Genomic DNA, 12065 nt, shown 5'->3' on the forward strand with positions numbered 1-12065 from the left:
AAACGGAGCAGGGAGTGCTCCGCGCGGAGGAGAATGACTTAGGTCGCCGCGTGCGCGGGCTGCCGGCGCACGGTGGTGTAGCGGATCGCGCGCCCCCCCACCTCCTGCCGTACCAGCTCGAACTCGGCCTCCTGCGGCGGGCGGTTGACGATGAAGGAGATCCGCACCGATTCCCAGCCATGGCTGGAGTCGAAGCCGCTGAGGCGGATGTAGCGGTCGCCATACACTCTGCGGCATTCGGCGAGCTCCATCATCACGCCGGCGGCGTCCTGGAGATCGAACATCGGCAGGCCCCACATCTCCCAATAGGTGTTGCGGGGATGCGGATCGTCGGTGAACTCGATGTTCACCGCCCAACCATTGGTGAGGCAATACTGCACCTGCTTGGTGATCTGATCGTCGGTCAAATCGGGCAGGAACGAGAAACAGCCTTGGGTCAGCTTCATGACAAATCTCCTCAAACGGTTTCGAGCGCGGTCGGCACGAAGTCCGGCGTGTCGGTGGATTCATAGTTGAAGGTGACGTCCTTCCAGACCTCGAGCGCAGCTTTCAGCGGCGTGCAGGTCTCGGCCGCCCGGGCCAGGATCTCCGGACCTTCATGGACGTAGTCGCGGCCCTCGTTGCGGGCGAGGATCATCGCTTCCAGCGCCACGCGGTTGGCGATCGCGCCGGCCGCGATGCCCATGGGATGACCGATGGTGCCGCCGCCGAACTGCAGCACGACGTCCTCGCCGAGGAGATCGAGCAGCTGGTGCATCTGCCCGGCATGGATGCCGCCGGAGGCGACCGGCATCATCTTGTTCAGGCTCGCCCAGGACTGGTCGAAGAACAGGCCATGCTCGAGCTTGGTCGGGTTGAAGTCCTCGCGGCAGACATCGTAGTAGCCGCGCGTGGTGTTCGGATCGCCTTCGAGCTTGCCGACCACCGTGCCGGCATGGATGTGGTCGACGCCAGCGAGCCGCATCCATTTGGCGATGACGCGGAACGACACGCCATGGGTCTTCTGCCGCGTATAAGTGGAGTGGCCGGCGCGATGCAGATGCAGGATCATGTCGTTGCGGCGCGCCCATTTCGCCATGGACTGGATCGCGGTGTAGCCGATCACGAGATCGATCATGACGATGCAGGACCCAAGCTCCTTCGCGAACTCGGCGCGTTCATACATGTCCTCCATCGTCCCCGCGGTGATGTTCAGGTAAGTGCCCTTCGCCTCACCGGAGGCCGCCTGTGCGCGGTTCACCGCTTCCATGCAATAGAGGAAGCGGTCACGCCAGTGCATGAAGGGCTGCGAGTTGATGTTCTCGTCGTCCTTGGTGAAGTCGAGCCCGCCTTTGAGCGCTTCGTAGACGACGCGGCCGTAATTGCGGCCGGACAGGCCGAGCTTGGGCTTGACGGTCGCGCCGAGCAGCGGCCGGCCGAACTTGTCGAGCCGCTCGCGCTCGACCACGATGCCGGTTGCCGGCCCCTGGAACGTCTTCACATAGGCGACCGGGAAGCGCATGTCTTCCAGACGCAAGGCCTTGAGAGGCTTGAAGCCGAACACGTTGCCGATGATCGAGGCCGAGAGGTTGGCGATCGAGCCCGGCTCGAACAGGTCGAGGTCATAGGCGATGTAGGCGAAATACGATCCCGGCGTGCCCGGCACCGGATCAACGCGGTAGCATTTCGCGCGATACTTCTCCGCGGCGGTCAGGCGATCGGTCCACACCACCGTCCAGGTCGCGGTCGAGGATTCACCGGCGACTGCGGCCGACGCCTCGATCGGGTCGACGCCCTCCTGCGGCGTGACACGGAACAGCGCGATGACGTCGGTGTCCTTTGGCACGTAGTCGGGCTCCCAATAGCCCATGCGCTTGTACTCCATCACGCCAGAGCGATATCTTTCCTTGCCGCGGACGGTTCCTGCGTGTGCATTCATGGCTCTCTCCTGCTCTTCTCTCTCTGAATGATTAGGCCGCGACCGGCTCGCGGGCGTCGACGCGCGGATCGAGTTCGCCGGCGCGGTAGCGCCGCGCCATCTCGCTCAAGGGAACGACCTTGATCTGGCTCGCGTGGCCTGCGGTGCCGAACTGCTCGAAGCGCTCGCGGCAGAGCTCGCGCATCGCATCCATCGCGGGTTTGAGGAATTTGCGCGGGTCGAACTCCGAGCGCGTTTGCGCGGCGACCTTGCGGAACACCGCAGTCATCGCCAGCCGGCAATCGGTGTCGATATTGACCTTGCGGACGCCGCTCTTGATGCCGCGGACGATCTCCTCGACCGGAACGCCCCAGGTCTGCGGCATCTCGCCGCCGAATTGGTTGAACATGTCCTGGAGGGGCTGCGGCACCGAGGAAGAGCCGTGCATCACGAGATGCGTATTCGGAAGCCGGCGATGAATCTCCTCGACCACCCGCATCGCCAGAATGTCGCCATCCGGCTTACGGCTAAACTTGTAGGCGCCGTGCGAGGTCCCCATCGCAATCGCGAGCGCATCGACCTTGGTGGCGCGGACGAAGTCCACCGCCTGGTCAGGATCAGTCAGCAACTGGTCGTGGCTGACCTTGCCCTCGACGCCGTGACCATCCTCCTGCTCGCCGCCGCCATGCTCGAGCGAACCGAGCACACCGAGCTCGCCTTCGACGGAGGCACCGACCCAATGCGCGAGATCCACGATGCGGCGGGTGATCGCGACGTTGTAGTCGTAATCGGCCGCGGTCTTCGCGTCGGCCTTGAGCGAGCCGTCCATCATGACCGAGGTGAAGCCGTGGGCGATGGCGGACGCGCAGGTCGCTTCGTCGTTGCCATGGTCCTGGTGCATGCAGAGCGGGATGTCCGGATAGGTCCGCTCCAGCGCGTCGATCATGTGCGAGAGCATGAGGTCGCCGGCATAGCTGCGCGCGCCGCGCGAAGCCTGGATGATGACGGGCGCATCGACCTCGGCCGCCGCCTGCATGATCGCGATGCCCTGCTCCATGTTGTTGATGTTGAACGCCGGCACCGCGTAGCCGTGACTGGCGGCGTGGTCGAGCAGTTGGCGAAGGGTGATACGGGCCACGACAATTCCTCCTGTTATTGCTTGCCGACGCGGGCAATTGCCCGCCGGGCGGCTTCCGCAACGTTTTGCGGCGTGATGCCGAATTCGCGGTAGAGCACGGGTGCAGGCGCCGAGGCACCGAAGCCGCGCATGCCGACGAATTCGCCCTCGGTACCGATCCAGCGATGCCAATCGCCGGCTACTGCCGCCTCAATGCCGATCCGTGGCGCAGTGCCGAGAACAGCGGCGCGGTAGTCCTCCGGCTGCTCCTCGAACAACGCGAAGCACGGGGCGGAGACCACGGCCGCGCGCACGTGCTCGGTCGCGAGCAGGCGGGCGGCTTCCAGAGCGATAGAGACTTCCGAACCGGTCGCCATCAGTGTCACGTCGCGTCCGCCGTCGGGCGAGACGATGAGATAGGCGCCGCGTGCAACGCGGTTTCTGCCGCGGACATCGCTGCGGAAGGTCGGCAGCGCCTGACGCGACAGGCACAGCACGGATGGACGATTTTCGGCCTCGAGTGCGCATTCCCAAGCTTCCAGCGTCTCGACCGCATCGGCGGGGCGGAACACAAGCAAGTTCGGAATGACGCGGAGCGCCGCGAGATGCTCGACCGGCTGATGCGTGGGGCCGTCCTCACCGAGCCCAATGGAGTCATGGGTCATCACATGAATGACGCGGATCCGCATCAGGGCCGCAAGACGGATTGCCGGCCGGCTGTAATCGGAGAAGGCGAGGAAGGTGCCGCCATAGGGAATGAAGCCGCCGTGCAGCGCGAGGCCGTTCATCGCGGCCGCCATGCCATGCTCGCGGATGCCGTAATGGATGTAATCGCCGGCGAATGCGTCGCGCTTGACCGGGGTCTGCGCCTTGGCATGCGTCAGGTTCGAATGCGTCAGGTCCGCCGAGCCACCGACAAATCCGGGAATCGTCCCCGCGATGCCGTCGAGCACCTGTTGCGAAGCCTGCCGCGTCGCGAGCTTCGGACGCTCGGTGGCAAAGCGCTCGCGCAATTTCGCCGAGGCCTGGGCATAGGCGTTCGGCAGGGCAACCGCCTTGCCCTCGACAAACAGATCGCGCTGCTCGGGCGTGGCGCATTCATAGCGATCGAGCCAGGCGAGACGCTCGACCTGCCCGCGCTGCCCGATCATCCGCCACGCTTTCAGGATCGTGACAGGCACCACGAAGGGCTGATAGTCCCAGCCGAGCGTCCGCCGTGCTGCCGCCGTCTGCTCGGTGCCGAGCGGCGCGCCATGCGCCTTCTCGGTGCCCTGACGATCCGGCGCACCATAGCCGATGACGGTGCGGCAGGCGATCAGCGACGGTCTTGCGCTCTCGCGTTCCTCGGCAATCGCCTGCGCAACGGCTTCGGGATCGTGCCCATCGACGCGGCGCACCGACCAGCCGGAGGCTGCGAAGCGCGCGAGCTGGTCGTCGGAGGTCGCGAGCGAGGTCGGCCCGTCAATGGATATGCCGTTATCGTCGAACAGCACGATCAGGCGGGACAATTGCAAATGGCCGGCGAGCGAGATCGCTTCCTGGCTGATGCCCTCCATCAGACAGCCGTCGCCGGCGATCACATAGGTGAAGTGATCGACGAGGCCGTCGCCATGCCGCGCATTGGCCATGCGCTCGGCGAGCGCCATGCCGACGGCAGTCGCGATCCCCTGCCCCAGCGGACCGGTCGTGGTCTCGACGCCCGGGGTGTGTCCATATTCGGGATGGCCCGGCGTTTTGGAGCCCCATTGCCGGAACGCCTTGATGTCGTCGAGGCCGACGTCGCCGCCAGTGAGATGGAGCAGTGCATAGAGCAGCATCGAGCCATGGCCCGCCGACAGCACGAAGCGATCGCGATCCGGCCAATTGGGATGAGCCGGGTCGAATTTCAGGAAGCGCGAGAACAGCACGGTTGCGACATCTGCCATGCCCATCGGCAGGCCGGGATGGCCGGATTGCGAAATCTCGATGGCATCGACCGCGAGAAAGCGGACTGCATTGGCAAGATCGCTATGCGCGACCGCCGAGAGGTCGGCTGCGGCGTGGACGGAGATGTTCATCGGATACTCCCCTTGTTCACTTCAGGTTTCGCTTGCGCTCGATCAGCTGCATGATCAGCGGCGTCAGGATGAGCTGCATGGCAAGATCGAGCTTCGCGCCGGGGCACACGATCGAATTGGCGCGAGACATCCAGCTTTGCGGCAGCATCGAGAGCAGATACGGGAAGTCGATGCCGCGCGGGTTCTTGAAGCGGATCACGACCATCGATTCGTCCGGCGTCGGAATCCAGCGCGCGATGAACGGATTGGAGGTGTCCACCGTCGGCACCCGCTGGAAATTGATGTCGGTCTCGGAAAATTGCGGGCAGATGTAGTGGATGTAATCTGGCATCCGCCGCAGAACGGTGTCGGTGACGGCCTCGGTCGAATAGCCTCGCGCACTGCGGTCGCGGTGCAGCTTCTGGATCCATTCGAGATTGATGACCGGCACGACGCCGATCTTGAGGTCGGCATAACGCGCGACATTGATCTTGTCCGTGACCACGGCGCCGTGCAGGCCCTCGTAGAACAACAGGTCGGAGCTCTCCGGCAGCCGATTCCAGTCGGTGAAGGTGCCGGGTGCGGCGCCATGCAGCGCGGATTCCTCGGCATCGTGGACGTAGTGCCGCGTCGTCGCCGTGCCGGTCTCGCCATAGTCGCGGAACGCCCGCTCCAGCTCCTCGAACAGGTTGGTCTCGGGGCTGAAATGGCTGAAATGCCTGTTGCCGCGATCGGCCTCCTTCGCCATCTGCGCGCGCATTTCCGCGCGATCGTAGCGATGGAAGGCGTCGCCTTCAATGTAGGCGGCGTTGACCTTCTCGCGGAAGAAGATTTGCTCAAAGGTCTTCTTGACCGAAGTGGTACCGGCGCCGGAGGAGCCGGTGATGGAGATGATCGGATGCTTCCTGGACATGGGGCGCCTCGCTCACAGCCGGAAAAAGCCGCGCCGCGCGAACAGCGGTGCGGAGACGCTGGCGACCAGCAGCGGATCGCAATGCAGTTCGTCGACGCGCTGCACTTCGTTGCTCGAGCCCATGATCAGCGGCACGCGCTGGTGCAGGCTTTGCGCTGAGAGGTCGAGGATGCGTTCGCGCCCGGTCGAAGCCGAGCCACCGGCCTGCTCGACGATGTAAGCCATCGGGTGCGCCTCGTAGACGAGGCGCAGGCGGCCGTTGCCATAGCCGGGCCGTGCGTCGGAGGGATAGAGAAACACGCCGCCGCGGGTGAGGATGCGATAGGCCTCGGCGACCAGCGCTCCGATCCAGCGCATGTTGAAATTGTGGTTGGCCGGCCCTTCCACGCCGGCGAGGCATTCGTCGACGAAGGCGCGCACCGGCTGCTCCCAATGCCTGCGATTCGAGGCGTTGATCGCGAACTCCTCGCAGGTCTCGGAGATCTGCACGGCGCTGCGTGCGAGACGGAAGCAACCGGACTTGCGGTCGAGCGTGAAGATGTCGACGCCGTCGCCGAGCGTCAGCACCAGCGAGGTCTGCGGACCGTAGGTGACGAACCCCGCCGCGAGCTGCGCCGAGCCGCGCTGATGGAAGGCGAGCGCGAGATCATCAGGCGCCGGCAGGATCGAGAAGATCGTGCCCACCGTCATGTTGATGTCGATGTTGGAGGAGCCGTCGAGCGGATCGATCGCGATGCAGATCTTCGCCGCGCGGTCACCGATCTGCGGCTCGCGCATCTCTTCCGACGCCAGTGCCGCGATCGGCAGCTTGCTGAGACAGCGGCGCAGGATCGCATCCGCCTGCACGTCGAGATCGCGCTGGACGTCACCGTCGCTGTTGCGGCCGGTGGTCAGGCCCGAGGCGTCCGCAAGGTCCCCGGTGGCGATGAGATCGGCGATCTCGATCCCGGCCGCCGCGATGGCGTCGACCGCAGCCGCCACGGCCAGCGCATGCGGCGCCGTCTCGGAATACCGTTGAAGGTGGTCGTCCAGCCTGAGTTGCCCGGTCATGCGGTCCATCCCTTTGCAGGCGCGGCATCCAGTTCCCTCCTCGCTGGAGGTCGGTGCGGTCAGTCCCAACAAGGATGAGATTGACAGGGGCGGCTTAATAAGGAAAATTTCTATTCATAATGAGCGCTAAAGAATTATCTTATAATGCCTCGGCACAGCTCCGGCATCTGACGATCCGGCAGCTCCGCTCGCTCGCGGCGCTCTCGGCCAAGGGCAGCGTCACGGCAGCGTCGAGCCAGCTCGGCCTGACCCAGCCGGCCGTGACCCAGCAACTGCGTCAGCTTCAGGATCTCGCCGGCCTGCCGCTGGTGCAGCGGACCGGCGACGGCATGCTGCTGACGGAAGCGGGCAAGCAGGTGCTGACGCTTGCCGAGCGCGTCGAGGCCGCAATCGCCGACTGCCAGGGTTCGCTCGACCTACTTGCGGGGCGAACCGGCGGCACGGTGCATCTTGGCGCGGTCTCGACTGCAAAGTATTTCGTGCCGCACGCGATCGCGGCGTTCTCGAAGCGGCATCCGAAGATCGAGATCAAGCTGACGGTCGGCAATCGCGAGGAGATCCGCGAGGCCATGCACGGCTACGACCTCGACTTCGCTGTGATGGGTCGGCCACCGGCCGACGTCAGCGTCGACGTCCGTCAGCTCGGGCGTAATCCGCACATTATCGTCGCGCGCAAGGGGCACTGGCTCGAGAAGGATTCCGGCCTCAACCTGACCGACCTCGTGCACGAGACCTTCCTCACCCGCGAGCCTGGCTCGGGCACGCGGACCCTTATGGAAGGTATGTTCCAGAAGTCGGATCTCGAGCCGATCATCGGCATGGAGATGAGCAGCAACGAGACCATCAAGCAGGCGGTGATCGCCGGGCTCGGCATCGCCTTCATCTCGGCCCACACCGTGGCGCACGAGCTCACCGAGGGCCGGCTCATCGTGCTCGACGTCGCCGGCCTGCCGATCGTGCGGCAATGGTACGTCATCCGCCGCAGCGACAAGGTGCTGTTGCCGCCGGCCCAGGCGATGTTCGATTTTCTGGGCTCGGAGGGGTCGAATTACCTGCCGGAAGTGCCCGAACTCGGTGGGCGATAGCCCGCCGGCGTTCAGCCCATCAGCTTCATCGCGATCGTCGCGGCCAAAATGACGATGATCTGGAACAGGCGCTCGGTCGTGAAGATGCGGTTGAAGGTGGTCATCGCTTGCCCCGGCCGAATTGGGATGTCTCGGTCCGGAGCTTGCTAGCACATGCGGAGCTCGAGATAACTCCGTAATCGCCCCGTGGTGTCCGTGCACGACCCGACGATCGGGCCTTGGGCGCGCGGGACAGCGTGATCCATCCGCGCGGCGAAATAGGCTTCCAGCTCCAGCAGCGCCCGTGCTTCCCAATCCCTCGCCTGTTCGAGCAGCGACCAGCTCTGGCCCGGGCGGAATGCAGCGGTCTGGCGATAGAGCGATGCGATTCCGCGATAGCGGCGCACGTTCTCCAAGATGGCGTGACCGGTTATTTGGCCGTTCATGTCCGAAAACTCCCTCGTCATTCCCGGGGGAGAAATTGCGGCCAAATCTTTTTCGAAAAGTTAGCGCCGCGCGGCAAGCGCGCGAATGGTTTCCGGACTGTTGCCGGCGCGCAACGCGTGCAGTCATGCGACGCGGATTTATTGCGAATTCGTTGCCGCGCTCTCGCTCCGCGGCTTCAGCCCGCCGCGGCTGATGATCGCCATGGTCGCGCGGCAGAGATCGGCAAGGCCGATCACCAGCACGGCGAGCAGACAGAACAGCTTGATGGAATCGGCATGCGCGCTGGTCAGCGAATTGAACTCGAAGAAAGGCGGCATGAACGCCCACCACACCAGTGGAATAGTGAGCAGCGCGGCCAACGCCGCCGCCGGTGCGCCCGCGACAATGCCGAGCACGAACAGGCTGGGCAGGAACGCCGCGAAATAGAGTTTTGCGCCGAGCGCGACACAGATGCCCTGGAGCGCGGCCGACATAGCGACAACGACGAATCCGAGCAGAAACGCCTGCCACGACCATGGTCGTACCCGCGGTACGCCAAACAGCCCCGCACGCCTCATCAGCCTCCCCCTGCCGCCCGTTAACCAGGCCCTTGCGACCAAAGTACTACAGCGGCAGGGAAATCGCGAGATCGAAATTGTCAGCCAGACCGCCTTGGTAAACGGGCCGCATCGCGCGATTTGCGCCCGCCCCGGCCCCTACTCGGTGGCCGCATAGACCAGGCCTGCGACGGGGAGCGCGAGGCCGATGGCCGAGGCGAGCGTCCAGCCGCCTTGCGCAAAGGCCCAGGCGCCGACCGCCGAGCCCGCTGCACCCGCGGTGAAGAACGTCGCCATATAGAGGCCGTTGAGACGACTGCGGTGCTCATGCCCCAGCGCGAAGATCGCGCGGAAGCCGAGCACGACATTGCCCTGCACGCCGATATCGATCGCGATCGCGGCCACCACCAGGCAGGCGAGGTTCAGCACCGATCCGGCCGCGCCGATATGCGTGATCAGGAAGCCCACGGCCGCGAGCAGCAGCGCGACCAGCGTCGCCATGCGGCTATGGCCGCGATCGGCAAGCCGTCCCGCGATCGGGGCCGCGAACACGCCGGCGACACCTGCGAGCGCGAACAACGCGATGCCGCGCTGCGTGAAGCCGAACTCATCCGCGAGCAGCAGCGGCGTCACGGTCCAGAACAGGCTGAAGGCGCCGAACAGGCTGGCCTGATAGAGCGCGCGGCGACGCAGCAGCGGCGTAGTCCGGACCAGATGCGGCATCGACAGCAGCAACTCGCCGTAATGCATGCGCGCGACCGGCTTTCGCTTCGGCAGCGTCATCCAGAGCACGGCTGCGAGCACCATCATCAGCGCGGCCGAGCAGAAGAACACCGCGTGCCACGACAGCACCGCTGTAACGAAGCTCGACACCGGCCGCGCCAGCATGATGCCCAGCATCAGGCCCGTCGAGACGTTGCCGACGACGCGGCCGCGAATGGCTGCCGGCGCAAGATGCGCCGCATAGGGAATGATGATCTGCACCGCCACCGAGCCGAGCCCAATGAACAGCGCGGCGATCAGGAACGGCAGCGCGTGCGACGCGAACCCCGCGGCGAGCAGGGCTGCTGCGCCCAGCGCGATGACGGAGCAGATCAGGGTACGGTTCTCGACGAGATCGCCGAGCGGCACGATGAAGAGAAGCCCCACGCCGTAGCCGATCTGCGTCATGGTGACGATCAGCCCCGCCGCCGCGTGCGACAGGCCGAGCGCGGCGCTGATCGGGGCGATCAGCGGCTGCGCGTAGTAGATGTTGGCGGCGACCATGCCACAGGCCGCGGCAAGCACGAAGGTCAGTCGCTGCGACACCGCATCCGGCTCGGGCGCGGTCTCGATCGTGGCATTCATCGTCATTCACATAGTCTCCAGAGATCGGAAACGCTTGTTTCCTAATATGACACACAATTCAGGCGAGCAGCTTCATCGCGACGGCGACCAGGCGCTTGCCGTCGAGCGAAAGCCGCGCCTTGCCGACGACGCGCAGGCCCTGCGTGATGCAGATCATCAGACGCGCGGTGTCGTCGGCGGCCACATGGCGGGGAATCGAGCCGTCGGCTTGCCCCTCGCGAATGAGCCCGGCGATGAAGCCTTCGTTGGTCTCGAGCCGCGCGCTGACGAGGGCGGCGACCACCGGATCGACCGCGGACAATTCGACCGCGCTGCCCACCACGAGGCAGCCGCGCCGCCCCTCGGTGCCCTGGGAGTGCTCCACATAGGAGAGCAGCACGTTGCGCAGCCGCTCACGGCCATTGGCGCCTTGCGCCGCGGCGCTGCGCGTCTGCTCCTGGCGCAGCGCGGCGTAGCGCTCGAAGGCGGCGAGAAACACCGCATGCTTGTCGCGAAACGCCTTGTAGACGCTGCCGGTCGCGAGCCGCATCGCCACGGTGAGGTCGCTGATCGAGGTGGCATGATAACCGCGCTCGCAAAACACGCGGACGGCCCTGTCGAGCGCAGTGTCCATGTCGAACTCGCGGGGACGGCCGGGCGGACCGACGACGGACCGGTATTTGCGGGCGGTTTTTTGCATTGCGGGATAATAGGGAATGGTTGTTTCCGAATAAAGACACTTGGTTGTGATGGGGCAGATCGACTTGTTGCGGGGGCAACGACGCTGCTCTCGTGTCCCGGACGCGCTGCAACGCGGAGCGTTGCGGCGCAGAGCCGGGACCCGGAGAGCGACAGGGTAGAATGCGGCGACATGGGCCCCGGCTCTGCAGCGCACCGCTGAAGAAGCGCTGCGCTGCGTCCGGGGCACGAGAGCAAAATGTGGCGCACACTCTCGCCACATCGTCTTTGCGAGCGAAGCGAAGCAATCCAGAATCCCTCCTCGGTAAGACTCTGGATTTGCTTCGCTGCGCTCGCAATGACGGAGTATGAGGCGGCAGCGCCACTCCTCCAGCTCGCATCTTTGAATTGCAGACACACCTTCGCATTCTCGCGGCGCATTTCGCCCGAGCTTTGCTTGGTCGCTCCACCCTCTGTCCAAGAGGGCGCAGGGAAGGCCGGGTGCCGGCTGGCACCCGCGGTCCGCTGCGCGAAAAGCACACGCAGAAAAACCGCACAGCAGCATACAGGTGTAGCCAATCACTCGGCCTTCCCTGCGCAGTGGCTTTACGGCTTATGCCGTGCTCTCCCGGGAGCCGAGTTCGTTCTGGCCTCCCTCGCCCTCGCGAAAGTCGCCGACACCGCGCCGGTTGACGCGAATGCCGCCTCCGCAAGAGCTTGACCGTAGCAACGACGGCCAGGACCACACGGTTTTGCCGTACGCACGGCCCGCCATTTCACCACCGGTTTCGACGACTTTGTGCACATTGCCGTCGACCTGATGACGAGACGAACCTGACAGCGCCGTCCGTCCGCGCGACGCCTTGAGCTCACGGAGAGCAATCCGCCCTGCCCTTAGCCTCGCGCCCGACGCTGCCGCGTCCACCGCAAGCCCGGCTCGCATATCGTGACGACGTACGATCGCCCCTCTTGGGTGAGCCGGGATGGGCGACACATACGCC

At 65.1% G+C, this 12065-nt stretch carries 12 protein-coding genes; 1 reads left to right on the plus strand and 11 read right to left on the minus strand.

The features are described 5' to 3' along the window. Nucleotides 1–38: 38 nt before the first annotated feature. From IVA88_RS08970 to IVA88_RS08995, 6 genes are read right to left on the minus strand one after another with little or no spacing between them, the layout of a single operon-like run. A complete protein-coding gene (locus tag IVA88_RS08970; RefSeq protein WP_247496908.1) occupies nt 39–446 on the minus strand; it encodes a ribulose bisphosphate carboxylase small subunit in 408 nt (135 codons plus the stop codon). 11 nt (nt 447–457) lie between these two features. Beyond that, nucleotides 458–1918 (minus strand): form I ribulose bisphosphate carboxylase large subunit, encoded by a 1461-nt coding sequence (locus IVA88_RS08975; protein ID WP_247496909.1) that lies wholly within the window; start codon nt 1916–1918, stop codon nt 458–460. A gap of 31 nt (nt 1919–1949) precedes the next feature. After that, nucleotides 1950–3035 (minus strand): class II fructose-bisphosphate aldolase, encoded by a 1086-nt coding sequence (fba, locus tag IVA88_RS08980; RefSeq protein ID WP_247496910.1) that lies wholly within the window; start codon nt 3033–3035, stop codon nt 1950–1952. A 14-nt stretch (nt 3036–3049) separates the two neighbouring features. Next, entirely contained in the window at nt 3050–5071 is a 2022-nt protein-coding gene (tkt, locus tag IVA88_RS08985) for a transketolase (RefSeq protein WP_247496911.1), read from the minus strand. Between the two features lie 16 nt (nt 5072–5087). After that, nucleotides 5088–5963: a phosphoribulokinase gene (locus IVA88_RS08990; RefSeq protein ID WP_247496912.1), complete on the minus strand. Its 876-nt coding sequence runs from the start codon at nt 5961–5963 to the stop codon at nt 5088–5090. Between the two features lie 12 nt (nt 5964–5975). Beyond that, complete coding sequence (locus tag IVA88_RS08995; protein ID WP_247496913.1) at nt 5976–7013, minus strand: class 1 fructose-bisphosphatase; 1038 nt, start codon at nt 7011–7013, stop codon at nt 5976–5978. Nucleotides 7014–7132: 119 nt separating this feature from the next. Between IVA88_RS08995 and IVA88_RS09000 the strand changes: the two genes are divergently transcribed. After that, nucleotides 7133–8098, plus strand: coding sequence for a LysR family transcriptional regulator (locus tag IVA88_RS09000; RefSeq protein ID WP_247496914.1), 966 nt, complete (start codon nt 7133–7135; stop codon nt 8096–8098). A gap of 146 nt (nt 8099–8244) precedes the next feature. On the opposite strand, the gene IVA88_RS09005 is transcribed toward IVA88_RS09000, so the two are convergent. The 5 genes from IVA88_RS09005 to IVA88_RS09025 all read right to left on the minus strand — a co-directional run. Next, entirely contained in the window at nt 8245–8523 is a 279-nt protein-coding gene (locus IVA88_RS09005) for a hypothetical protein (RefSeq protein WP_247496915.1), read from the minus strand. A gap of 138 nt (nt 8524–8661) precedes the next feature. Further along, nucleotides 8662–9081 (minus strand): DUF4118 domain-containing protein, encoded by a 420-nt coding sequence (locus IVA88_RS09010; RefSeq protein WP_247496916.1) that lies wholly within the window; start codon nt 9079–9081, stop codon nt 8662–8664. A 138-nt stretch (nt 9082–9219) separates the two neighbouring features. Then, nucleotides 9220–10413, minus strand: coding sequence for an MFS transporter (locus tag IVA88_RS09015; RefSeq protein WP_247496917.1), 1194 nt, complete (start codon nt 10411–10413; stop codon nt 9220–9222). A 52-nt stretch (nt 10414–10465) separates the two neighbouring features. Then, nucleotides 10466–11086, minus strand: a complete 621-nt coding sequence (locus IVA88_RS09020) for a TetR/AcrR family transcriptional regulator (protein WP_346657571.1) — start codon at nt 11084–11086, stop codon at nt 10466–10468. A 591-nt stretch (nt 11087–11677) separates the two neighbouring features. After that, a partial coding sequence (locus IVA88_RS09025) for a hypothetical protein (protein ID WP_247496919.1) occupies nt 11678–12065 on the minus strand: 388 nt, incomplete at its 5' end.

Origin of the sequence: Bradyrhizobium sp. 149 (assembly GCF_023073915.1) — a bacterium.
Lineage (GTDB): Bacteria > Pseudomonadota > Alphaproteobacteria > Rhizobiales > Xanthobacteraceae > Bradyrhizobium.